19 protein-coding genes and 2 pseudogenes are annotated in these 23,271 nt (G+C 76.3%); 13 read left to right on the top strand and 8 right to left on the bottom strand.

The window, feature by feature from the left end; translation table 11 throughout:
• The first annotated feature begins 54 nt into the window (after positions 1 to 54).
• Positions 55 to 1,359, top strand: a complete 1,305-nt coding sequence (locus ACFYWL_RS17455; RefSeq protein ID WP_386973595.1) for a low temperature requirement protein A — start codon at positions 55 to 57, stop codon at positions 1,357 to 1,359.
• A gap of 120 nt (positions 1,360 to 1,479) precedes the next feature.
• Here the strand turns inward: ACFYWL_RS17455 and ACFYWL_RS17450 are convergent, their stop codons facing one another.
• The 3 genes from ACFYWL_RS17450 to ACFYWL_RS17440 form a co-directional block, all read right to left on the bottom strand.
• Positions 1,480 to 3,306 carry an AMP-dependent synthetase/ligase gene (locus ACFYWL_RS17450; RefSeq protein WP_386973592.1) on the bottom strand — a complete coding sequence of 609 codons (1,827 nt, stop codon included), beginning with the start codon at positions 3,304 to 3,306 and terminating at the stop codon, positions 1,480 to 1,482.
• Between the two features lie 124 nt (positions 3,307 to 3,430).
• Complete coding sequence (locus ACFYWL_RS17445) at positions 3,431 to 4,378, bottom strand: terpene synthase (protein ID WP_386973589.1); 948 nt, start codon at positions 4,376 to 4,378, stop codon at positions 3,431 to 3,433.
• Positions 4,379 to 4,505: 127 nt separating this feature from the next.
• A complete protein-coding gene (locus tag ACFYWL_RS17440) occupies positions 4,506 to 5,135 on the bottom strand; it encodes a TIGR03085 family metal-binding protein (protein WP_386973586.1) in 630 nt (209 codons plus the stop codon).
• 151 nt (positions 5,136 to 5,286) lie between these two features.
• On the opposite strand from ACFYWL_RS17440, the gene ACFYWL_RS17435 reads away from it, so the two are divergent.
• From ACFYWL_RS17435 to ACFYWL_RS17425, 3 genes are all read left to right on the top strand, one after another.
• Positions 5,287 to 7,164, top strand: a complete 1,878-nt coding sequence (locus ACFYWL_RS17435; RefSeq protein WP_386973584.1) for an ABC transporter ATP-binding protein — start codon at positions 5,287 to 5,289, stop codon at positions 7,162 to 7,164.
• Positions 7,161 to 8,936, top strand: a complete 1,776-nt coding sequence (locus ACFYWL_RS17430; RefSeq protein ID WP_386973581.1) for an ABC transporter ATP-binding protein — start codon at positions 7,161 to 7,163, stop codon at positions 8,934 to 8,936. Before ACFYWL_RS17435 ends, ACFYWL_RS17430 begins: the two co-directional genes overlap by 4 nt.
• 112 nt (positions 8,937 to 9,048) lie before the next feature.
• Positions 9,049 to 9,801, top strand: a complete 753-nt coding sequence (locus ACFYWL_RS17425) for a DUF2470 domain-containing protein (protein ID WP_386973787.1) — start codon at positions 9,049 to 9,051, stop codon at positions 9,799 to 9,801.
• Between the two features lie 128 nt (positions 9,802 to 9,929).
• Here ACFYWL_RS17425 and ACFYWL_RS17420 read toward each other — a convergent pair whose 3' ends face one another.
• The 3 genes and pseudogenes from ACFYWL_RS17420 to ACFYWL_RS17410 all read right to left on the bottom strand — a co-directional run.
• Positions 9,930 to 10,529, bottom strand: coding sequence for a TetR family transcriptional regulator (locus ACFYWL_RS17420; protein ID WP_386973579.1), 600 nt, complete (start codon positions 10,527 to 10,529; stop codon positions 9,930 to 9,932).
• A gap of 18 nt (positions 10,530 to 10,547) precedes the next feature.
• Positions 10,548 to 11,303 carry an ABC transporter permease gene (locus ACFYWL_RS17415; RefSeq protein WP_386973576.1) on the bottom strand — a complete coding sequence of 252 codons (756 nt, stop codon included), beginning with the start codon at positions 11,301 to 11,303 and terminating at the stop codon, positions 10,548 to 10,550.
• A gap of 86 nt (positions 11,304 to 11,389) precedes the next feature.
• Positions 11,390 to 12,097: pseudogene (locus ACFYWL_RS17410) on the bottom strand (ABC transporter ATP-binding protein); the annotation flags it as partial.
• A 31-nt stretch (positions 12,098 to 12,128) separates the two neighbouring features.
• Here ACFYWL_RS17410 and ACFYWL_RS17405 point away from each other — a divergent pair.
• The 4 genes and pseudogenes from ACFYWL_RS17405 to ACFYWL_RS17390 form a co-directional block, all read left to right on the top strand.
• Positions 12,129 to 13,199 (top strand): annotated as a pseudogene (locus tag ACFYWL_RS17405) (hypothetical protein); the annotation flags it as partial.
• 204 nt (positions 13,200 to 13,403) lie between these two features.
• On the top strand, positions 13,404 to 13,838 hold the full coding sequence (gene hisI / locus ACFYWL_RS17400) for a phosphoribosyl-AMP cyclohydrolase (RefSeq protein ID WP_386973784.1): 435 nt from the start codon (positions 13,404 to 13,406) through the stop codon (positions 13,836 to 13,838).
• On the top strand, positions 13,835 to 15,388 hold the full coding sequence (locus ACFYWL_RS17395; protein ID WP_386973573.1) for an anthranilate synthase component I: 1,554 nt from the start codon (positions 13,835 to 13,837) through the stop codon (positions 15,386 to 15,388). The genes hisI and ACFYWL_RS17395 overlap by 4 nt, the downstream gene beginning before the upstream one ends.
• Positions 15,389 to 15,434: 46 nt before the next feature.
• On the top strand, positions 15,435 to 16,043 hold the full coding sequence (locus ACFYWL_RS17390) for a Trp biosynthesis-associated membrane protein (RefSeq protein ID WP_386973570.1): 609 nt from the start codon (positions 15,435 to 15,437) through the stop codon (positions 16,041 to 16,043).
• A gap of 78 nt (positions 16,044 to 16,121) precedes the next feature.
• Here the strand turns inward: ACFYWL_RS17390 and ACFYWL_RS17385 are convergent, their stop codons facing one another.
• The gene (locus ACFYWL_RS17385) at positions 16,122 to 16,379 is read right to left on the bottom strand and encodes a hypothetical protein (RefSeq protein WP_036372560.1); all 258 of its coding nucleotides are present in this window, start codon (positions 16,377 to 16,379) and stop codon (positions 16,122 to 16,124) included.
• Between the two features lie 510 nt (positions 16,380 to 16,889).
• Between ACFYWL_RS17385 and trpC the strand changes: the two genes are divergently transcribed.
• The 5 genes from trpC to ACFYWL_RS17360 all read left to right on the top strand — a co-directional run bounded on the left by trpC (position 16,890) and on the right by ACFYWL_RS17360 (position 22,251).
• A complete protein-coding gene (gene trpC, locus ACFYWL_RS17380) occupies positions 16,890 to 17,753 on the top strand; it encodes an indole-3-glycerol phosphate synthase TrpC (protein WP_386973567.1) in 864 nt (287 codons plus the stop codon).
• Between the two features lie 71 nt (positions 17,754 to 17,824).
• Entirely contained in the window at positions 17,825 to 19,060 is a 1,236-nt protein-coding gene (trpB, locus tag ACFYWL_RS17375; protein WP_386973565.1) for a tryptophan synthase subunit beta, read from the top strand.
• Positions 19,061 to 19,063: 3 nt separating this feature from the next.
• Positions 19,064 to 19,867 (top strand): tryptophan synthase subunit alpha, encoded by an 804-nt coding sequence (gene trpA / locus ACFYWL_RS17370; protein WP_386973562.1) that lies wholly within the window; start codon positions 19,064 to 19,066, stop codon positions 19,865 to 19,867.
• A gap of 56 nt (positions 19,868 to 19,923) precedes the next feature.
• The gene (gene lgt, locus ACFYWL_RS17365) at positions 19,924 to 21,048 is read left to right on the top strand and encodes a prolipoprotein diacylglyceryl transferase (RefSeq protein ID WP_386973559.1); all 1,125 of its coding nucleotides are present in this window, start codon (positions 19,924 to 19,926) and stop codon (positions 21,046 to 21,048) included.
• A gap of 15 nt (positions 21,049 to 21,063) precedes the next feature.
• The gene (locus tag ACFYWL_RS17360) at positions 21,064 to 22,251 is read left to right on the top strand and encodes an FAD-dependent oxidoreductase (RefSeq protein ID WP_386973556.1); all 1,188 of its coding nucleotides are present in this window, start codon (positions 21,064 to 21,066) and stop codon (positions 22,249 to 22,251) included.
• Positions 22,252 to 22,407: 156 nt separating this feature from the next.
• Here the strand turns inward: ACFYWL_RS17360 and ACFYWL_RS17355 are convergent, their stop codons facing one another.
• Positions 22,408 to 23,259 (bottom strand): GNAT family N-acetyltransferase, encoded by an 852-nt coding sequence (locus tag ACFYWL_RS17355; RefSeq protein ID WP_386973553.1) that lies wholly within the window; start codon positions 23,257 to 23,259, stop codon positions 22,408 to 22,410.
• Positions 23,260 to 23,271: the final 12 nt, after the last annotated feature.

The raw sequence follows: 23,271 nt of genomic DNA, 5'->3' as shown, positions 1-23,271 counted from the left end.
ACCGATCCGGCCGAACCCGGCCGCCCGGCGGCCCCCGGTTGGGAGACTGCGGGGGTGGGCAGCGGGGGGTGGTCGCTCGGGGTGCGGCCCGGCGCGCCCGGCTCGCGCACCACCCGGCTGGAGCTGTTCTACGACCTGGTCTTCGTCTACGCGTTCCTCAACGTCACCACGCTGACCGTGTACTACCCGAGCCCCGTCAACCTGTGCCGCTGCCTGCTCGTGCTGGGGTTGCTGTGGTGGTGCTGGACGGGCTTCGCCGGGCTCGGCAACGCGGTCCGCGCCGACCAGGGCGTCCTGCCGCTGGTCGGCTTCGTCACGGTCGCCGCGACCTTCCTGCTGGCCCTGAGCATGCCGGGCGCGTTCACGGACCGGCCCGGCGGGCTGAACGGCCCGCTGGTCTTCGCCAGCTGCTACTTCCTGGTCCGCGCCTCGCAGCTCGCGGTCTTCGGCTGGGTGGCCCGCGGCGACCCGGCCCGGCTGCGCCGCTGGGCGCTGCTGTCCGGGCTGCCGGTGGTCGCGGCGGCCCTGCTCGTCGCGGCCGCGCTGGTGCCGCCGCGGATCACCCACGACGGCACGGCGACGACCCTGCAACTGGTCTTCTGGGCCGCCGCGCTGACCCTGGAGTACGCGGCCGGGACGCGCCTCGGCGGCGCGTACTGGGTGGTGGTGTCGGCGGGACACTGGGCGGAGCGGCACGCCCTGATGGTGCTGATCGCGCTCGGCGAGTCGATCATCGCGCTGGGGCTGGGCTCGAAGTTCGTCACCGGCCTGCCGCTGACCTGGCCGGTGGTGGTCGCCGCGGTGACCGGCATCACGATCGCCGCGTCGCTGTGGTGGGCGTACTTCGACGTCCTGGCGCTCGCCGTCGAGCAGGCGCTGCACCGGGCCCGCGACCCGGCGTCGCGGGCCCGGCTGGCCCGCGACGCGTACACGTACCTGCACCTGCCGATCGTCACCGGGGTGATCTTCTTCGCCCTCGGGATCAAGGACCTGCTCGTCGAGGCGGCGGACCCGACCTCGCCGGCCTGGGGCGCGCCGTTGGGAGCGTTCTGGATCCTCGTCCTCTACGGCGGGGTCGGCCTCTATCTGCTCAGCCTCGTGGCCTGCTGGGGGCGGGTGCTGCGGGTGCTGCGCTGGCCGCCGGTGGTCGCGGTGGCGGTGCTGGCCGTGCTCGCGCCGCTGGCCGCCCGGATCGGGGCCCTGCACGCGCTGCTGCTGCTGGGGCTGGTCTGCGTGGCGCTGGTCGTGGTGGAGACCCGGGGGGAGGGGCGTCGCCGGCACCGAATCCGCCAGTTGGCGCTGGCGGAGCAGACCGAGGCCGAGGCCGAGGCGAGCCGGTGGCGCGCCGAGCACCTGTGAGTCCCGACCGCTTCCCTCGCGTGGCGACCGGGCGACCGGCGGCCGTGCCCCGGGACGGTGGGGCACGGCCGCCGGCGGGTCGAGGCCGCCGTGGGTCGCTGCCGCCGGCGGATCGCCGGCTCAGATCTCGGCGAGGCTGCCCTCGTACATCCGGTCGATCTCGGCCGCGAAGTTGCTCTCCACGCCCCGGCGCTTGATCTTGAGGGACGGGGTCATCTCGCCGTCCTCGATGGTCAGGTCGCGGGGCAGGACGGTCACCTTCTTGATCGTCTCCCAGCGGTTGAGCTTGGCGTTGAGCTGGGCGACGTACTCCTCGACCATGGCCCGGGCCTCGGCGGAGGCGGCGATCTCGGCGTAGCTGCGCCCCTCCAGCGGGCCGCCGGCCGCCCAGCCTTGGATCGCGTCCGGGTCGAGGCTGACCAGCATCGTGCAGTAGTTGCGGGCCTGGCCGATGACGACCGCCTGCGACGTGTACGGGCACAGCGCCTTGAACATGCCCTCGATGTGCGAGGGGGCGACGTACTTGCCGCCGGAGGTCTTGACCAGGTCCTTCTTCCGGTCGGTGATGCGCAGGTAGCCGTCGTCGTCGAGGCTGCCGATGTCGCCGGTGCGGAAGAAGCCGTCCTCGGTGAACGCGGCGGCCGTGTCCTCGGGGAGGCGGTGGTACCCCCGCATGACCGGCCGGCCCCGGACCAAAATCTCCCCGTCGGTGTCGATGCGGCACTCCAGGTCGCCCATCGCCCGGCCGACGGTGCCGATGCGCAGGCCGCCGGGCGGGTTGACGAAGTTGCCGGCGCTGGTCTCGGTGAGGCCGTACCCCTCGGAGATCGGCAGGTTGGCGGCGGCGAAGAAGGTCGCGATCTCCTTGCTCAGCGGCGCGGCGCCGGAGACCAGCACCCGGATCCGCCCGCCGAGGCGGGCCTGGAGCTTGCTGAACACCAGCTTCTCGGCCAGCGCGTACCGCAGCCGCAGCCCGGCGGGGACGGGCCGCCCGGCCTGCTCCAGCGCGATCTTCTCCTTGCCGACCCGCACCCCCCAGGCGAAGATCTTCGCCTTCGCGCCGCCGGCGTCCTGCGCGGTGGTGACCGCCTTGTTGTAGACCTTCTCGAAGACCCGGGGGGCCCCGCACATCAGCGTCGGCCGCACGACGGCCAGCAGCTCGACCAGCTTCTCGACCCGGCCGTCGACGTAGGTCGGCAGGCCGACGTGGGTCGCGCCGCAGAGCAGCGTCTTGCCGAACGAGTGGGCCAGCGGCAGCCACAGGTACTGGAGGTCGTCGTCGCGCAGCAGCCCCACCTCGGCCTGCGCGACCCCCTCCCAGCACCAGCCGCCGTGCAGCAGCTCGACCCCCTTGGGCCGGCCCGTGGTGCCGGAGGTGTAGATGAGGGTGGCCAGGTGCTCGGGCCCGAGGTCGGCGATCAGGCGCTCGATCAGCTCCGGGTCGTCGGCGAGCGCCCGCGCGCCCCGCTCCTCCAGGTCGGCGAGGGTCAGCTGCGGCACGGCCGCCGCCGGGTCGGGCGTGCCGTCGAAGAGCACCACGTGGGTCAGCGCCGGCAGCGTCGCGCCGGCGATCTTGGCGGCCTGGGCCGGGTTCTCCGCGAACAGCACCCGCGAGCCGGAGTCGGCGACGATGTACGTGGCGTCCTCGGGCTCGGTGGTCGGGTAGACGGTGGTGGTGGCGCTGCCCGCGCACATGATGCCGAAGTCGGCGATCACCCAGTCGAGCCGGGTGCTCGACAGGATCGCCACCGGGTCCTCGCGGCCGACACCGAGCCCGTGCAGCCCCGCCGCGACCGCCCGGGCCCGCTGCCCGACCTGGGCCCAGGTCAGCCAGACCGGCCCGGAGTCGTCGGGGGCGGGGTGGGCGAACGCGGGGCGGTCGGGGGTGGCCGCCACGCGCTTGAGGAACATGTCGGGGATGGAGCGGTACGGTACATCGAGAGACATCGCTGTAGCCGCCTTCGGGGGGTGGAGGCGTGACGGGGGTCACGTCGTTTGCGGTTACCGAAGGGTATTGCCTGCATCGCGCATCGGCTAGTCCTCGCGCCGGCCCGCCGGGCCCTGGCGCGGGTCAGGCGTACCGGGCGGCCCGCAGCGACCAGTCGTAGGTGGCCCGCACCCAGTTGCTGCGGGCCGCCAGGAACGAGCGCAGCGCCGAGTCGTCGCCGACGCCGCACAGGGCCGCCTCCCGCTCGGCGTAGCGCGCCAGGGCCCGGTTGAACCGGTCGGCCGCCGCCCGCAGCGCCGCCGGCTCGCCCCGGCCGGTCTCGGCCGCGATCGCGCTGACCAGGTTGTGCGCGTCCGGCCCCGCCCGGTTCTCCTTGCCGTACGAGAACAGGTCGTTGCACCAGCAGACCAGGTCCGCCGCCAGGATCTCGACGTCGACGAGCGCCGGCTCGACGCGGCGGTCCGCCTCCGGCGGCGCGTCGTACGCGAGGTCGGTCAGGGTGAACGCGGGATGCACCGCGCCGGTGTGCCGGCGCAGCGCGACGTACTCGGCCACCCCGGGCACCCGGCCGTGCTCCCGGTTCGCCGCCTCCCACAGCAGGGCCAGCAGGTAGTCGCGCAACTGGCCGACGAAGCGCAGCAGCAACGGCGGGCGGCCGTGGGCCCGGATCCGCCGGCAGAGGTCGTCCAGCGCCGCGCCCAGCGGGCCGCCGGCCGGGGCGACGCCCGGGAAGCCGTGCCGGTCCAGCACGTCCAGCAGGTCGGCGACGACCGGGGCGAGCCGGGCGGGCGCGTCGCCGAGGCCGTCGTCGTCGCAGGTGTCGTCGACGACGAACAGCCAGGTGATCAGGTCGGTGAGCAGCCGCAGCCGGTCCCCGGGCGCGTCCGGGCAGGTGCGCCCGGCCAGCTCGGCGGCGGCGGCGTGCCGCAGCCGGTGCAGCCGGCGTCCGTTGGTGATCAGGCCGAACGCCCGTGCCCAGTCCAGGCTCTGCGCGGCGGCCAGGTCGGTGTCGGCGTGCCGGCGCGGGGGGAACGGTGGCTCGTCCAGGGCGGAGACCGCGAAGCTCCGCATGTCACCCCCTGCCGCATCGGGCCACCCCGGGTGGGGCGACCGGCCGAGGGTACGCCAGGTGAATAGATATTCATAGCTCGGCCGAAGTTCTGCCCGTGTCGCCGGGTGACCGTTCCCAGGCAGGGGGTCAGATGCCGAGCTGGGCGGCCCGGAGCCGGTCCACCACCGCCGCCGGCCCCTCCACCTGCACCCGCGAGACCCGCTGCCGGCCGGTGAGGAAGATCGCCAGCTCGCCCGGCGCGCCGACCACGCGGACCCGCGGCCCGCCCCGCCCCGCCGACAGCGCGCCGTGCCCGGGCGCCTGCACCAGCAGGTCGGCCGGGAAGCGGCGCAACGCCAGCCGGCCCAGCACCGAGGCCCGCCGCCACAGCACGGCGTCCAGCCCGGCCGGCAGGTCGCGCGGGCCCCACCCCGCCCGGGCCCGCCGGACGTCCTCGTGGTGGACGTAGAACTCCATGGTGTTGACCAGCTCGTCGGTGAGGGGATTGCTCAGCGGGCTCCACAGCGGCGGCCGGCGCACCAGCGCCACCAACTCGTCGAAGGGCCGCGCCGCGGCCCGCAGGCGCACCCGTTCGGCGTACCCGCGCAGCGCCGGCAGCGCGATCCCTGCGGCGGCGTCCGGCCGCCGCTCCCGCACGACGAGGTGGGCGGCGAGGTCCCGCACCGACCAGCCCTCGTTGACGGTCGGCGCGTCCGGACCCAGGTTCTGCATGAGGTCGGCCAGCGCCTCGCGCTCCGACCGGGCGTACCGCGGCATGGCCCGATCGTAGGCCGGTCCGCCGCCGTCGGCCCCGCCGTGGCGGGGACGGCCCTCGACGTGACCGCCGACATACCCGTTCCGGGACAGCGTGGCTCGACCCGTCCGGTAAGGATGAGGGAGATACTTGCAACTTACGGCGGGGGAGAGCGTGACCAGCAGGACAAGTCGGGACGTGCTCCGCAGGGGGCTGTCCGTGCTCGGCCGGGCGATCCGGGAGCAGCCCCGGATCTTCGCGGTGGCGGTCAGCGGCAGCGTGCTGTTCGGCCTGCTGGTGATCGCCAGCGCGTACGTCGTCGGGGCGGTGGTCGGCGACGTCGTGGTGCCGGCGATCGCGCGCGGGTCGGTGGGCGTCGCGGCCCTCGCCCTCGCCGCCGGCGCGCTGTTCGGCATCAGCGTGCTGCGGGTGGTCGGCATCTTCGGCCGCCGCCTCGGCGCGGGCTACATGCAGTTCCGGCTCCAGGCCGCCTACCGCCGGCAGGTGACCCGCCGCTACCTGGACCTGCCGCTGTCCTGGCACCAGCGCAACGCCACCGGCACCCTGCTGTCCAACGCCAACTCCGACGTCGAGGCCGCCTGGTACCCGATCGCCCCGCTGCCCTTCGCCGTCGGCACCGTGGTCATGCTGGTCGGCGCGATCGCCTCGCTGTTCGTCACCGACTGGGCGCTGGCCCTGGTCGGGCTCGCGGTCTTCCCCGCCCTGTTCGCCCTCAACGTGGTCTACTCCCGTCGCATGGCGCCCCGCCAGGCGCGCGCCCAGCGGCTGCGCGCCGAGGTCAGCGGCATCGCCCACGAGAGCTTCGACGGCGCGCTGGTGGTCAAGACCATGGGCCGCGAGGCGCAGGAGACCGCCCGGTTCGCCGCCCGGGCCGGCGAGCTGCGCGACGCGCTGATCTCCGTCGGCCGGCTGCGCGGCGTCTTCGACCCGATGCTGGAGACCCTGCCCAGCCTCGGCACCCTCGCCGTGCTGGTGGTCGGCGCGTTCCGCCTCCGGCAGGGCGCCATCACCGTGACCGAGCTGGTCAGCGTGGCCTTCCTGTTCACCGTGCTGGCCTTCCCGGTGCGGGCCATCGGCTGGGTGCTGGCCGAGCTGCCGCGCAGCGTCGCCGGCTGGGACCGGGTGCGCCGGGTGCTCGACGCCACCGGCGAGATGCCGTACGGCGACGTCACGCTCGACCCGGCCGATCCGACGCCGGCCACGCTCGCCTTCGCCGACGTCGGCTTCGCCTACGAGCCTGCCGAGGCGCACCTGCCCGGCGCCGAGGTGCTCGGCGAGGTCACCTTCACCGTGCCGGCCGGCAAGACCGTGGCCCTGGTCGGGCCCACCGGCTCGGGCAAGTCCACCGTCGCCGCGCTGGCCGTGCGGCTGGTCGACCCGCAGTCCGGCACGGTCAGCCTCGACGGCGTGGACGTCCGCCGGCTCACCGCCGCCTCGCTGGCCGGCACCGCCGCCCTGGTCGCCCAGGTGCCGTTCGTCTTCGACGACACCGTCCGAGCGAACGTCGCGCTGGACCGGCCCGGCGTCACCGACGACGACGTCTGGGCCGCGTTGCGGCTCGCCGAGGCCGACGGCTTCGTCGCCGCGCTGCCCGAGGGGCTCGACACCATGGTCGGCGAGCGGGGCACCTCGCTCTCCGGCGGGCAGCGGCAGCGGCTCACCCTGGCCCGGGCCCTCGCCGGGCGGCCCCGGCTGCTGGTCCTCGACGACGCCACCAGCGCGGTCGACCCGCGGGTCGAGGCGGCCATCCTCGCCGGGCTGCGCGCGCCGGCCGCCGGCGGCCCCGCCGCCTCGATCCTCGTGGTGGCCTACCGGCGGGCCACCATCGCCCTCGCCGACGAGGTGATCTACCTGGAGCAGGGCCGGGTGGTCGCCCGGGGCACCCACGCCGAGCTGCTCGCCACCGTCTCCGGCTACGCCGACCTGGTCACCGCCTACGAGCAGGCCGAGGTCGACGGCGAGCCGCAGCCCCGCCCGTACGACGAGGTCACGGCGCTGACCTCCGGCCTGGAAGTCGAGGTGGACCGGTGAGTGTGGTGGAGGCCGAGCAACCGGCGGAGAGCACCTGGCGCACGCTGCGGCGGGGCCTGGCCCTCTCGCCCGAGCTGCGCACCGGCCTGGCCGGCACCCTCGCGCTGGCGCTGGTCTACATGGTGGGCCGGGTCGCCGTCCCGGTGGCCGTGCAGCAGGGCATCGACGAGGGCATCGTCGGCGGTCTCGACCTGGGCGTGGTGTGGACCGTCGTCGCGGCGACCGCCGCCGTGCTGGTGGTGACCACCACCTGCGGCTACCTGATGATGCGCCGGCTGTTCACGGTCAGCGAGACGGCCCTGGCCAACGTGCGCACCCGGGCGTTCCGGCACGTGCACGACCTGTCGATGCTGCACCAGCAGTCCGAGCGGCGCGGCTCGCTGGTCTCCCGGGTCACCAGCGACGTCGACCAGATCACCCAGTTCCTCCAGTGGGGCGGGGTGATCCTGATCGTCAACCTCGGCCAGCTCGCGGTGACGACGGCGGTCATGCTCGCGTACTCCTGGCAGTTGACCCTCGTGGTGCTCGCCGCGTTCGCGCCGGCGGTGCTGGTGATCCGGCAGCTCCAGCGCCGCCTCGCCGGGGCGTACGGGGTGGTCCGGCAGCGGATGGGCACCCTGCTCGGCACGATCGGCGAGAGCGTCGTCGGCGCGCCGGTGATCCGGGCGTACGGGATCTCCGGGCGGACCGCCCGGCGGCTCGACGCGGCGATCGAGGGGCAGCGGCGGGCCCAGCAGCGGGCCATCCGGATCAGCATCCTGGGCAGCTCCGTGGGGGAGCTGGCGGCCGGGCTGGCGCTGGCCGGCGTCGTGGTGCTCGGGGTGCTGCTCGGCGTGGACGGCACCCTGTCGATCGGGCAGCTCACCGCGTTCCTGTTCCTGGTGACCCTGTTCATCCAGCCGGTGCAGATCGCCACCGAGGTGCTCAACGAGGCGCAGAACGCCATCGCCGGCTGGCGGCGGGTGCTCGACGTGCTCGACGTCGCCCCGGACGTGGCCGACCCCGGCGAGCAGGGGCGGGACCTCCCGGCGGGGCCGCTGGACATCCGCTTCGCCGGGGTCGGCTTCGCCTATCCGGGCGGGCCGCCGGTGCTGCACGACGTGACCCTGGACATCGCGGCGAAGAGCCGGGTCGCCGTGGTGGGCGAGACCGGCAGCGGCAAGACCACGTTCGCGAAGCTGCTCACCCGCCTGATGGATCCGACCGCCGGGACGGTGCTGCTCTCCGGCGTGCCGCTGACCGAGGTGCGGTTCGCCTCGCTGCGCTCCCGGGTGGTGATGGTGCCGCAGGACGGCTTCCTGTTCGACGCCACCGTCGGGCAGAACGTCCGCTTCGCCCGGCCGGAGCTGACCGACGCGGAGCTGACGGCCGCGTTCACCGAGCTGGGGCTGGCCGACTGGCTGGCCGGGCTGCCGGCCGGGCTGGACACCCCGGTCGGCGAGCGGGGCGAGGCGCTGAGCGTGGGCGAGCGGCAGCTCGTGGCGCTGGCGCGGGCGTACGTGGCGGACCCCGACCTGCTGGTGCTCGACGAGGCGACCAGCGCGGTGGACCCGGCGACCGAGGTGCGCCTGCAGCGCACCCTGGACGCGGTGACCCGGGGCCGGACCACCCTCGCGATCGCCCACCGGCTCTCCACCGCCGAGGCCGCCGACGAGGTGATCGTGGTGGACCGGGGGCGGATCGTGCAGCGCGGGCCGCACGAGGAGCTGATCCGTGACCCGGGCTCGGTCTACGGCCTGCTGCACGCCTCCTGGCTGGAGCAGACCCGCTGACCGGTCCGGGCGGGCAGAACGGCGGTGCGGTGGACGCGGGGGCGCGCATGGTCTACCGTGCTGCTTAGGTAAGCCTAACCTTCGGAGGTGGGTCATGCGCCCCAGCCCCGCCCTGCGGCCCACGCCCGCCGAGATCGTCCGGACGCTGGTCGCCGGCCGGCTCCCGGCCCTGGTCCACCTGGCCAAGCGGCCCGGCCCGTTCCACGTCCGGCACGCCACCGACGCCGACGGGCGGGTGCTGCTCCTCGTCGGCGTGCACAGCGACCTGGCGGCGGCGCTGCCCCGGGGCGCGGGCGCCGACGTCGCCGTGGCCCTCGACGTGCTCGACCTGCCGCCGGCCGCCGGCGCCCCGTCGCTCGGCCGCGCCTGGGTCTCCGGATGGGCCGCCGCGCTGCACGGCGACGCGGCCCGCCGCGCCGCCCTGGACTTCGCCGAGGTGGACCCGACCGGCGACCTGCTCGACGTGGGCACCCGCTTCCGGCTGTACCGCTTCGAGGTGGCCGAGGCGCGCCTGGAGCGCCCCGACGGGCTGCTGCGGATCGACCCCGTCGCGTACGCCGAGGCAGAGCCGGACCCGCTGCACCCGGTGGAGCCGGAGCTGCTCACCGAGCTGGCCGTGCACCACGGCCCGGAGATGGCCGCGTACGTGCGTCGTCAGCTCGGCCTGGTCGAGGCCGGCTCCGACGGCCCGCCCCGCGTGGTCCGCGTCGACCGGTACGGGCTGTTGGTCTCCCTCGGCCGGCCCGGCGCCCGGCGGCGGGCCCGGCTGGCCTTCCCGCGCCCGGTGGCCGACCACCGGGAGCTGGCCCGGCTGCTGCACCCGATGCTCTGCCAGCACCCGCGCTCCGCCGCGCCCCGCCCCTGAGCGCCCCGCGCCCCGCACACCCCGCGCTGCGCGCGCTGCCCCGCGCTGCGCGCGCTGCCCCGCGCGCCGTGCCCCGTGGGTGAGCGGGGCACCCCTCTCTACCGAATGCGTTAACAAGGGGCCCCTCCTTACCCCAGCCCCCCGCGCAGGTAGCGCTGGACGGTGGGGCCCACCGCCGCGACCAGGGTCTCCGCCGGGGCGGAGGCGACCGGCTCCAGCCGCACGACGTGCCGCATGAGGGCCAGCCCGACGAGTTGGCTGGCCACCAGCGACCCGCGCAGCGGCAGCTCGGCCGGGTCGACGTCGAGGTGGTGCAGGACCCGGCGCAGCACCTGGGTGACCAGGAACTCGCGCAGCAGCCGGGCCGTCCACTCGTTGCTCACGGCCGAGCGCAGCAGCGCCACCGCGGCGGTGCCGGCGGGGGAGTCCCAGACGCCGAGGAAGGCGCGCACCAGCCGCTCGCCGACGCCGTCGGCGTCGCCGGCCAGCACCCGGGGCAGCAGCTCGCCCGGGTCGAGCGGCGCGCCCATCGCGGCCAGGAAGAGCTGGTCCTTGCCGCCGAAGTAGTGGTGCACCAGCGCCGGGTCGACCCCGGCCGCCGCGGCGATCGACCGGATCGAGGCCGCGTCGAAGCCCCGCTGGGCGAACGCGGCGCGGGCCGCGTCGAGGATCGCCTCGCGGGTGCCCGGGTTGCCGGGCCGCCGCCCGGTGCGTCGCGGCGTCGCCATCCGCGCCCCGCCCGCGCGTCAGCCGCTGCGGCGGCGCAGGGTGGCCGCGGCCAGCGCCAGCGCCAGCACCGCCGCCCCGGCCACCACCCCGAGGTCGCGCCACATGGTGGCCGTCGGCTCGGCGTGCGCGCCGACCTCCTGCAGGGCCTCGACGGCGTACGACAGGGGGAGCGCGTCGCTGACCGCCTGCAACCAGCCGGCCATCCCGTCGCGGGCCACGAACAGCCCGCACAGCAGCAGCTGGGGGATCACCACGACGGGCATGAACTGCACGGCCTGGAACTCGGTGCGGGCGAAGGCGCTGCAGAACAGGCCGAGGGCGACGCCGAGCACCGCGTTGACCACGGCGATCACGATCACCAGGGCGCTGCTGCCGGCGGTGGTCAGCCCGAACACCCAGTACGCGACCGCGGCGGCGACCGCGGCCTGGCCGGCGGCGGCGAGGCCGAACGCGATGCCGTAGCCGAAGAGCAGGTCGAGCCGGCCCAGCGGGGTGGTGAGCAGCCGTTCCAGGGTGCCGGAGGTGCGCTCGCGCAGCATCGCGATGCTGGTCACCAGGAACATGATCACGAAGGGGAAGACGCCGAGCAGCACCAGGGCCACCCGGTCGAACATGCTCGGCTGGCCGGGCGGGGTGGGCTGGTCGGCGTACATGTAGTAGACGAGCGTGAGCAGCAGGGCCGGCACCAGCACGAGCAGGGCGACGGTGCGCCGGTCGTGCCGGAGCTGGCGCAGGACGCGGCCGGTGGTGGCGGCCAGGATGCGCGCGTTCACGACGCCGCCCCCTCGCCGGCCGCCCGCCCGACGCCGTCAGCCCGCCCGCCGCCGCCCCGCCCCCCGCCGTCCTGCCCGGTAGCCGCCTCGCTGGCATGGATCAGGCGCAGGAACGCCTCGTCGAGGTCGTCGACCCCGGCGGCGGCGCGGACCGCGTCGGGGGTGTCGTCGGCGACGAGCCGGCCCTCGCGGATCAGCAGCAGGCGGTCGCAGCGGGCCGCCTCGTCCATCACGTGGCTGGACACCAGCAGGGTCGTGCCGGCGGCGGCGAGGGCGTGGAAGCGGGCCCACAGGTCGGCCCGCAGCACCGGGTCCTGCCCGACCGTCGGCTCGTCGAGGACGACCAGCTCCGGCTCGCCGACCAGGGCGCAGGCCAGCGACGCCCGGCTGCGCTGCCCGCCGGAGAGGGCGCCGACGAGCTGGCCGGCGGCGTCGGCCAGCCCGACGTCGGCCACGGCCCGCTCCGCCTCGGCCCGGCCCCGGCCGTGCAGGGCGGCGAAGTAGCGGGCGTTCTCGGCGACGGTGAGGTCGGCGTAGACGCTGGGCGCCTGGGTCAGGTAGCCCACCCGGCTGCGCAGCGCCGGGGAGCCCGCCGGCCGGCCGAGGACGGTCACCGAGCCCGAGCGGACCCTCTGCACCCCGACGACGGCCCGCATGAGGGTGGTCTTGCCGCTGCCGCTGGGCCCGAGCAGGCCGGTGACGGCGCCGCGCGGCACCGCGCAGGTCACGCCGTGCAGCACCCGGCGTCGGCCCCGGTCCACGACCAGGTCGCGGACCGCGATCGCGTGGTCCATCGCCACCCCCTCGGAAAGAATTCATCACCCGATGAACTCCACGGTAGGTGAGGGGGAGGGCCGCCCGCAACGGGCTGCCGCCGGTTCGGGCGGGACCGTCCCCGGTTCGGGCGGGACCGTCCCCGGTTCGGGCGGAGGTTCGGGCGGGACCGTCCCCGGTTCGGGCGGGGCTGCCGGCGGGTCGGGTCGGCCGTGCTGGGCGGCGGGCCGGCCGTGCTGGCCGGCGGGTCGGCCGTGCTGGGCGGCGGCGAAAGGTGCCCCGGGGCAGGAAAGAGAACCGTCGGGCACTAGCCTTCGGACCGGGCGTCAACCCTCCGACCGGACAGCGCGTCCGGCATCGGGCATTGCGCCCCGATCGGGCGTACGGCACGATGGCGCGGTGGGTCACGCTGCGTCACCGGAAAGTGGATTCCTCGACGACTGGGCCGCCCGGCTGCGGCAGGGGGCCGAGCGCCCCGTCGTCGGCATCCTGCTGCGGGGCAGCCACGCCCGCCGGGCCGCCACGGCGCACAGCGACGTCGACCTCGACGTGCTGGTCACCGACGCCACGCCGGCCCGCCCGGCCGGGCCGCCGATCAACGCCCCGTACGCCGCCCGCCGCGCATACCTGGCCGAGAGCGGCGGCCGGCTCACCCACGTCTCGGTGGCCGTCCGCGACGTCCGCTCCTGGCTGGACCGGCTCGCCCAGCCGGCCGAGTGGGCGTTCGGGCTGCCGGTCACCGCGCCGATCCGGCTGCTCTGGGCCGACGAGCGGTGGCGTACCCGCATCGACCTGCCGATGCTCTGCCAGCCCGCCGACGAGCCGCGGCTGGAGGAGCTGATCGCCACGCTCGGTAAGGTCGCCGGGGCCCGGGCCCGGGGCGACCACCCCGGCGTCCGGCTGGCCGCCGCCGACCTGGCCCGGCTCTGCCCGTCCGTGCTGCGGCTGGCCAACCCGTCGGTGCGGGTGGTGTCCCGCCGGGCGGCGTTCGCCGCCGCTCTCGACCTGCCGGTCTCCCCGCCCGGATACCGCGACGACATGCTGCTCTGCCTCGGCGTGCGCCCCGGCTCCGTCGGGCAGCTCTGGGCCGCCGCCGGGCGGCTGGTCACCGGCACCGTGCCGCTGATCCGCCCGTACGCCGAGGAGATCGCCGCCGTCGCCGGCGCGGACCTCGCCGAGGCCCTGTCCGACGGGCGGCTGGACCGCTACCTCGCGCAGCTCACCGGCGGGCCCGTGCCGGCGCGGGCCGGCGTGCCCGGGCCGTCGCCGGCCGCCCGGCGGGAGCCGTCGCCGGTGCCCTCGCCGCGTGCGGGAGAATGGGTGACTGTGCCCGTACCTGACGCGCCGGTGACCGGCGCCAACGCCCGCAAGACCCCGGCGGCGACGCCCGGCCCGGCCCGCCCGTCCCGGCTCGACCCGGCCGTCGCCGCGCGGCTGCGCCGCACCCCCGACGGACTGGTGGCCGCCGTGGTGCGCCAGCACGACACGGGCGAGGTGCTGATGGTCGCCTGGATGGACGACGAGGCGCTGCACCGCACCCTCACCACCGGCCTGGCCACCTACTGGTCGCGCAGCCGCCAGGAGTACTGGGTCAAGGGGGCCACCTCCGGCCACCTCCAGCACGTCCGCTCGGTCGCGCTGGACTGCGACGGCGACGCGCTGCTGGTCAGCGTCGACCAGGTCGGCGCGGCCTGCCACACCGGCGAGCGCACCTGCTTCTTCACCGAGCTGCCGGTCGCCGCCGCCGGGGGGCCCGCATGACCGACGGCGTCGTCAGCCCCGACCAGTCCACCTTCGCCGACCTGGCGGCCCGCTGGCGGGTCGTCCCGGTCACCCGGCGGCTGCTCGCCGACGCGGAGACCCCGGTGGGCGTCTACCGCAAGCTGGCCGGCGGCCCGGGCACGTTCCTGCTGGAGTCCGCCGAGCAGGGGGCCGGCTCGGCGGGGATGGCCTGGTCGCGATACTCGTTCATCGGCGTGCGCAGCAGCGCCACCCTCACCGAGCGCGACGGCGCGGCGTGCTGGACCGGCGCGCCGCCGGCCGGGCTGCCCGCCGGCGGCGACCCGGTCCGGGCGCTGCGCGAGACCGTCGAGGCCCTCGCCGGCCCGGCGTGGGACCCGGCCAGCGGCATGCCGCCGCTGACCGGCGGCATGGTCGGCTACCTGGGCTACGACCTGGTCCGCCGCTTCGAGCGGCTGCCCGAGCTGACCGAGGACGACCTCGGCCTGCCCGAGCTGGGCATGATGCTCGCCACCGACCTGGTGGTCCTCGACCACTACGACGGCTCGGCGATCCTGATCGCCAACGCGGTGCTCCCGCCGGCCGACGAGCCGGGCCGCGACGCCCTGGTCGCCGCCGCCTACCACCACGCCGTGGGCCGGCTGGACGCGATGACCACGGCGCTGTCCCGCCCCATCCCGCCGATGATCTCCACGGTCGACCGGCCGGCCGTCGGCGACGTGGTCAGCCGCACCGAGCCCGGCGGCTACCCGAAGGCCGTCGAGGCGGCCAAGGAGGCGATCCGGGCCGGGGAGTGCTTCCAGATCGTGCTGGCCCAGCGCTTCGAGCGGCTTACCGACGCCGACCCGCTGGACGTCTACCGGGTGCTGCGCACCACCAACCCGAGCCCTTACATGTACCTGCTGCGCTTCGACGGCTTCGACGTCGTCGGCTCGTCGCCCGAGGCGCACCTGAAGGTCAACGCCGGCCCCGACGGCCGACGCCGGGCGCTGCTGCACCCGATCGCCGGCACCCGTCCGCGCGGCGGCACGCCGGACGCCGACGCCCGGCTCGCCGCCGAGCTGCTCGCCGACCCGAAGGAGCGCTCCGAGCACGTCATGCTGGTCGACCTGGGCCGCAACGACCTGGGCCGGGTCTGCCGCCCGGGCACCGTCCAGGTGCCGGAGTTCGCCACCATCGAGCGGTACAGCCACGTCATGCACATCGTCTCGACCGTGGTCGGTGAGCTGCGCCCGGAGCGGACGGCGTTCGACGCGCTGGCCGCGACCTTCCCGGCCGGCACCCTGTCCGGCGCGCCGAAGGTCCGGGCCATGGAGATCATCGAGGAGCTGGAGCCGGTCCGGCGCGGCCTCTACGGCGGCACGGTCGGCTACTTCGGCTTCGGCGGGGACCTGGACATGGCGATCGCCATCCGCACCGCGCTGATCCGCGACGGTCGCGCGTACGTGCAGGCCGGCGCGGGGGTGGTGGCCGACTCCGACCCGGCCGCCGAGGACCAGGAGACCCGCGACAAGGCCGCCGCCGTGCTCGCCGCCATCGCCGCCGCCGAGACGCTGCGGCCGGCCCGGTGAGCCCGGTGGGGCGGCGCGTCGCGACCCCGGGCGGCGGGTGGCCGCGGTGACCGGGCCGGCGACCGACGGGGAGACCTTCGGGGCCGGCTCGCCGGCCGCGCGGGGGCGGCGCGAGCTGACGTACGCGGTGCTGCTCTGCCTGGCCGGCGCGGGCCTGGCGCTGTGGGCCTCGACCCGGACCTGGGCGGTGGAGCTGGCTGCCCGGCCGGCGCCGCTGCCCCCGGTGCGCGCGGCCCGCACCGGAGCGGGCCTGCTGCCCTGGCTGCCCGCGCTCGCGGTGGTCGGGCTGGCCGGGGGCGGGGCGGTGCTGGCCACCCGGGGGGTGGCACGTCGGCTGGTCGGCGTCCTGCTGCTGGCGCTCGGCGCGGCCGTGGCGGTCGGCGGCGGCTACGGCCTGGTGGCCGCGTTCGCCGGCACGGTGAGCCGGCAGTGGCCGGCGTTCTGCCTGGTCGGCGGCCTGATCGCCGCCCTCGGTGGCGGCCTTGTCGCGTCGCGCGGCGCGGGCTGGCCGGCGATGGGGGCGCGCTACGAGCGCCCGGCCCGGCGCGGCACGGGCCCCGCCCCGGCGGAGGCCGCAGCGGGCCCGGTGACCGGGCGGCGCGCCACCGAGGCGTGGGACGCGCTGGACCGGGGCGAGGACCCGACGGCCGACTGACCGGCGAACCGGCCCACCGGCGGGCGGGCCGGCGGGCCGGCGAACTGGCGGGCAGCGGGGCGGAGCGGGCGGCCGGGGTCAGCCGACCGGCTGGCGGTCCCGCGTCGCGGCGCGGGCGGCGGCCAGCTCGGCCACCAGGCGGTCCAGCTCGGCGCGCTGGTCGGCGCGGGCCCGGTCGGCGCAGACGGCCTCCCAGGCGTTGCCGCGCGCGGTGCGCACCCGGGCGTCGCCCACGACGGCCCGCTCCAGGGTGTGCACCACGCCGACGGCGAGCGACGCCACGGTGCGGGAGATGGTGGTCAGTCCGATGGTCGGGTTGGGCCCGGCAGTGCTCATCTGGTCACCCCACACGAGATCGTTCCGACGGATCGGGCGGCTGCTCGCCGCGGCCGCCCGACGGGCCGCGGGCAGGCCCCTCGTCGAGTCTGCCCGAGTCCCACGATGCCCGGCTCACGTTTCGCCGTGGTCACCGCCACGTCAACTGTCCGCCTGGCCCGGCCACCTGGGCAGGGCCGTTCGGCCTTGAGCTTCGTCACAACATCGACCGGCGTCGCCGGCGTGCGCGTGGGGCGTCGGCCGGGCGCGCCCGCGGGGTGATCGGCCGGCGTGCGCGCGCACCGGCTCCGGCGGACAATGATCCGATGAAGATGGGTGATCATCGATGGCATGGGCGGCGGGAGGGTCACCCCGATCGATGGGGTAGATCGCGCTCGGTGATCCACCGTTCACCGGAAGTCGGCCATTATGCCGCAGCCCATCTCGTGAGGAGCGCCATACCCCCGGCACGTGCTGCCAGGTGGCGCCCCCTAGCATCGGCCCATGACACCCGGAGAGGGGAGTCCGTTGGTGACTGCTGAGCATGCGCACGCGGAGGGGGACGGGGCCGGTCCGGCGGCGTCCGGAAGCGTCCTCGACGAGATCCTGGCCGGCGTCCGCGAGGACGTCGCCCGGCGGCAGGAGCAGGTTCCGCTGGAGCGGATCCGCCAGCTCGCCGCCGCCGCGCCGCCGCCGCTGGACGCGTACGCCGCCCTGCGCCGGCCCGGTGTGGCCGTGATCGCCGAGGTGAAGCGCTCGTCGCCGTCCAAGGGGCAGCTTGCCGAGATCGCCGACCCGGCGGTCCTCGCCGCCGACTACGCCGCCGGGGGCGCGCGGGTCATCAGCGTGCTCACCGAGGGGCGCTGGTTCGGCGGCTCGCTGGACGACCTGGCCGCCGTCCGGGCCGCGGTCAAGGTGCCCGTGCTGCGCAAGGACTTCGTCGTCTCCAGCTACCAGGTGCACGAGGCCCGCGCGCACGGCGCCGACCTGGTCCTGCTGATCGTGGCCGCGCTGGAGCAGAACGCGCTGGTCGGGCTGCTGGAGCGGATCGAGTCCCTCGGCATGTGCGCGCTGGTCGAGGTGCACACCGAGGAGGAGGCCGACCGGGCCATGGAGGCCGGCGCGCAGGTGATCGGGGTCAACGCCCGCGACCTGCGTACCCTGGAGGTCGACCGGTCGGTGTTCGAGCGGATCGCGCCCGGCCTGCCCAGCAACGTCGTCAAGATCGCCGAGTCCGGTGTGCGCGGCCCCCACGACCTGATCCGGTACGCCTCGGCCGGCGCCGACGCCGTCCTGGTCGGCGAGGGCCTGGTCACCCAGTCCAGCCCCCGCGAGGCGGTGGCCGCCCTGGTCAACGCCGGCAACCACCCGGCGACGCCCCGCCCGGCGCGCTGAGCCACGCCGGGCGTCCCGCCCGGCGCGTCGAGCGATCCGGGGCGAGAAGTCAGCAGCGAGAGGACACCGCCATGAGCGCCACCGAACCGGCCCCGGCCGGTCAGCTCCCCGACGCCGCCGGTCACTTCGGCCGGTTCGGCGGCCGGTTCGTCCCGGAGGCGCTCGTCGCGGCGCTCGACGAGCTGGACGCCGCGTACCGCAAGGCGATGTCCGACGAGGCGTTCCGCGCCGAGTTCGACGCGCTGCTGCACGACTACGCCGGCACCCCCTCGCTGCTCTACCCGGCGCACCGGTTCTCCGCGAAGATCGGCGCGCGGGTGCTGCTCAAGCGGGAGGACCTCAACCACACCGGCGCCCACAAGGTGCGCAACGTGCTCGGCCAGGCGCTGCTGACCAAGCGGATGGGCAAGCGGCGGGTGATCGCCGAGACCGGCGCGGGCCAGCACGGCGTGGCCACCGCGACCGCCGCCGCCCTGTTCGACCTCGAATGCGTGGTCTACATGGGCGAGGTCGACACCGAGCGGCAGGCGCTCAACGTGGCCCGGATGCGGATGCTCGGCGCCACCGTCGTCCCGGTCACCACCGGCTCGCGCACCCTCAAGGACGCGATGAACGAGGCGATGCGGGACTGGGTCGCCAACGTCGACGAGACGCACTACCTCATCGGCACGGCCGCCGGGCCGCACCCGTTCCCCGAGCTGGTCCGGGACTTCGTGCGGGGCATCGGCGTCGAGGCCCGCGCGCAGTGCCTGGAGGCGACCGGCGCGCTGCCCGACGCCGTCGCGGCCTGCGTCGGCGGCGGCTCCAACGCGCTGGGCATCTTCCACGCCTTCGTGCCCGACGCGGGCGTGCGACTCTACGGCTTCGAGGCCGGCGGGGAGGGCGTGGACACCGACCGGCACGCGGCCAGCATCACCGGCGGCACCTCCGGCGTGCTGCACGGCGCCCGCACCTACGTGCTCCAGAACGCCGACGGGCAGACCATCGAGTCGCACTCCATCTCGGCCGGCCTGGACTACCCGGGCGTCGGGCCGGAGCACGCGTGGCTGCACGACAGCGGCCGGGCGAGCTACCTGCCGGTGACCGACGCCGAGGCGATGGCCGCGTTCGAGCTGCTCTGCCGCACCGAGGGGATCATACCGGCGATCGAGAGCGCGCACGCCCTCGCCGGCGCACGCAAGATCGCCCCGGGGCTCGCCGCCGAGCTGGGCCGGGAGCCGGTCATCCTGGTCAACCTCTCCGGCCGCGGCGACAAGGACGTGCACACCGCCGGCGAATACTTCGGCATCCTCGACAAGGAGCAGTGACTCGTGAGCCGCATCGGGGTCGCGTTCGACAAGGCCCGCGCCGACGGGCGGGCCGTGCTGGTGGGCTGCATGCCGGCCGGCTTCCCGACCGTCGAGGGCAGCATCGCCGCGATGACCGCCATGGTCTCCGCCGGCGTGGACGTCATCGAGGTGGAGATCCCCTACTCCGACCCGGTGATGGACGGCCCGGTCATCCAGAAGGCCAGCGACATCGCCCTGGCCGGCGGCGTACGCACCGCCGACACGCTGCGCATCGTCGAGGCGGTCGCGGCCACCGGCGCGCCGGTGGTCACCATGACCTACTGGAACCCCATCGAGCAGTACGGCGTCGCCGCGTTCGCCCGGGACCTCGCGTCGGCCGGCGGCACGGGCCTGATCACGCCCGACCTGATCCCCGACGAGGCCGACGAGTGGCTGGCCGCCTCGGACGCGCACGGCCTGGACCGCACCTTCCTCGTCTCCCCGTCGTCCACCGACGCGCGGCTGCGGATGACCGTGGAGCACTGCCGCGGCTTCGTCTACGCCACCGCCATCATGGGCGTCACCGGCGCCCGGTCGCAGACCTCGGAGGCCGCGCCGATCCTGGTCTCCCGGCTGCGCGAGGTCACCGACCTGCCGGTCGGCGTCGGGCTCGGCGTCGGCACGGGCGCGCAGGCCGGCACCGTCGCCGGGTACGCCGACGGCGTGATCGTCGGCAGCGCGCTGATCCGCTGCCTGCTCGACGCGCCCGACCCGGCCGCCGGCCTGACCGCCCTGCGGGCGCTGAGCGCCGAGCTGGCCGAGGGCGTCCGCCACCCGCAGCGCTGACCGGTTACCCGCCCGGGGTGCCGCCGGGGCGGCGGGCGGCGGTAGCGTGTGCACCCGTGACCCTCGCCTCCACGATTCCCCAGGCGGCCCTGCCGAGCCCCAGCACGGCAGTCTGGCAGCTCGGCCCGCTGCCGCTGCGGGCGTACGCGCTCTGCATCATCGCCGGCATCGCGGTGGCCTGCGTGGTCACCGAGCGCCGGCTGCGTCAGCGCGGCGTCGCCCCCGGCGCGGTGCTCGACATCGCCGTCTGGGCCGTGCCGACCGGCATCATCGGCGCCCGGATCTACCACGTGATCACCTCGCCGGAGAAATACTTCGGCGCGGGCGGCGAGCCGCTCAAGGCGTTCGCCATCTGGGAGGGTGGCCTCGGCATCTGGGGCGCGGTGGCCGGCGGGGCGCTCGGCGCGTGGATCGCGGCCCGCCAGCTCGGCATCCCGTTCGCGGTGGTGGCCGACGCGCTCGCCCCGGGGCTCCCGCTGGCGCAGGCGGTCGGCCGGCTCGGCAACTGGTTCAACAACGAGCTCTACGGCGGCCTGACGACCCTGCCGTGGGGGCTGCGGGTGCACGACATGGACCCGCGCAACCCGGGCCACGCCAAGGTCGTCGACGGCGAGCCCGTGCTGCTGCCGGGGCTCTACCACCCGACGTTCCTCTACGAGGCGCTGTGGAACGTCGGCGTCGCCGCCCTGGTCCTCGTCCTCGACCGGCGGCTGCGCCTGGGCCGGGGGCGGGCGTTCGCGCTCTACGTGATGGGCTACACGGCCGGCCGGTTCTGGATCGAGTTGATGCGCACCGACGAGGCCAACCACATCCTCGGCGTCCGGCTCAACGTCTGGACGGCCGCGCTGGTCTTCGCCGGCGCGCTGATCTACTTCCTGCGCGTGCGCGGGCCCCGCGAATACCTCGTCCCCGTCGGCGGCCCCGCCCCGAAGCCGGCCCCGACCGGGGGCGACGTGTCGCAGCTCGACCTGTCCGAGCGGGAGGCCGGCGCGCGTGCCGCCGCCCCGGAGGGCTACCGGGTGGTCAGCGAGGAGCAGTTCCGCGCGTACCGGGAGACCGGGGCCGTCCCCGACGCGACCGGCGACGCCGACCGTGGGGAGGCCGGGGCCGACGGAACCGACGAGGCGGGCGACGAGGCAGCCGGGGCCACCGGCACCCGCGCCGCCGACCGCGAGAGCTGAGCGGGAGGGGCCGGCATGCGTACCGCGGTGGTGGTCGGCGCCGGGATCGGCGGCCTGGCGGTCGCCGGCGCGCTGGCCCGGTCCGGCTGGCAGGTCACCCTGCTGGAGCGCGCCGACCGGGTCCGCCCGGACCCGACGGCCGTCGTGCTCTGGCCCAACGGGGTACGCGCGCTGCGCGCCCTCGACCTCGGCGCGGGGCTCGACGCGATCGCCACGCCGCTGCCCGACGGCGGCGTGCGCCGCCCCGACGGGCAGTGGCTGGTGCAGCCCCGCCCCACCCCGGCCGACCGGATGCCCGTGGTGGTGCACCGGGAGGACCTGCACGACGCGCTGATCGCCGGCCTCGGGGAGCGGGTGGAGCTGCGCACCGGCGTGTGCGTGCGCACCGTGCGGGCCGAGCCGGGCCAGCGCCCCTCGGTCGGCGACGGCCGGCAGCGCTTCGAGGCCGACCTGATCGTCGCGGCCGACGGCACCGACAGCGAGATCCGCCGGCAGTTGGCCCCCGAGTCCCGGGTGGTCAGCTCCGGCTGCGCCGCCTGGCGGGCGGTGATCCCCTGGTACCGTGCGCCCCGGCTGCCGGCCGAGGCGCCCGTCGGCGGGGAGACGCTGGGAGCCGGCTACCGCTTCGTGTCCGCCTCGCTGGGCGAGCGCGGCTCGTCGGGCGCGTCGAGCCGGGGCGGCATCTACTGGGTGGCCACCGCCGCGGGCGCGCCCCGCCCGGAGCCGCCGCAGACCCAGCTCACCCTGCTGCGCCGCTGGTACGCCGGCTGGCCCGCGCCGGTCGGCGAGCTGCTCGACGCCACCGACCCGGCCGACCTGGTGCAGCAGGAGATCCGCGAGCTGCGCCCGCTGCCCCGCTCGTACGGCTTCCCGGCCGGGCCGGGCGGGGTGGTGCTGCTCGGCGACGCCGCGCACGCCATGCCCCCGCACCTCGGCCAGGGCGCGTGCCTCGCCTTCGAGGACGCCGCCACCCTCGCCTCGCTGCTGCGCGAGTCGCGCCTGCCGGACGCGGTGGCCGCGTACGACCGGCTGCGCCGGCCCCGCGCGGCGACGGTGGTGCGGCAGACCCGCCGGATGTCGGCGGTGCTCCAGGCCCGGGGCCGGCTCGCCCTGCGGGCGCGCGACGCCGCCCTCGGCGCGATCAGTCCCCGCCTGCTCTCCGGCGCGGCGGCCTCCGCCGCGCAGTGGCGTCCCCCGTCCTGACGGCCCGGCCCCGGGCCGGGCCGTCAGGACGGGGGCGTCATGTCGGCGACATGGCGGTATCAGGGCGCGGGGAAACCGCTATGTCGCCGACATCGCGGCGCCCCCGCCGGGCCGCGCCCCCGCGCCGCCGCGCCCCCGCCGGGCGTCGCGGCGGGGTCAGATGATCGCGGCGGGCTCGGCGATGCAGGCGGTGCCGATCCGGCGGAAGCCGACCCGCACGTAGACGCGGGCGATGTCCTCGCTGCCGGCGGAGAGGAAGACCAGGTCGGTGCCGGCGGCGCGCAGCGCGTGGGCGAGGGCGGCGGTGACCGCCGCGCCGAGCCCCCGGCGGCGGGCGGCCGGCAGGGTCGCCACCCCGGCGATCTCGGCGGTGTCGCCGACCCGCATCGCCATGCCGCTGGCCAGCGCGCCCTGGCCGGGGTCCTCGGCGAGCGCGGACAGCCGCCGGCCGTCGGCGATGCGTGACCGCTCCTCCTCCAGCGCCGCCACGTCCAGCTCCGTGATCGCCGCGTCCCGCTGCGCCGGGCCGGCGTCGCCCCGGGCGGTGCCGGCGGCGGCGAAGCCCACGGCGGCGACCGCCCGGCGGGCGGCCACGTCGCCGGCGAGGCCGGGGGAGGCCGCGTCCAGCAGGCGCACCGGCACGTCGCTGAAGCCGCCCGGGTCGGCCAGGGCGGCCGGGTCGAGGACCATCAGCGGGGCCTCCAGGACGGTCAGCCCCGCCGCGCGGGCCACCGCGAGCAGGTCCGGGGTGCGCTCGTGCACCCACTCGAACGCCTCCGGCAGGCCGAGTTCCCGCTGCCGCTGGCGCACGGCGGTGATGTCGGCCACGGACGGCGGCCCGGCCGCGCCGAGGCGGGGACGCGCATAGAAGGGCCATCCCGCCCCTTCCCGGACGAACAGGACCAGGGGGCCGTGCTCCTCGGCGCGGGCCGCGTCGCGGGGCACGGCGTCGTAGAACCGCTCCAGCCGGTCGAACGTCACAGTCGTCTCAGCGCGTACGTGATCCACCGCGCGAGACTA

This window comes from Micromonospora sp. NPDC002575, assembly GCF_042889525.1.
Classification (GTDB): domain Bacteria; phylum Actinomycetota; class Actinomycetes; order Mycobacteriales; family Micromonosporaceae; genus Micromonospora; species Micromonospora carbonacea.
The sequence above is the reverse complement of the archived record's forward strand: the minus strand, read 5'-3'. Positions and strand labels throughout refer to the sequence as shown.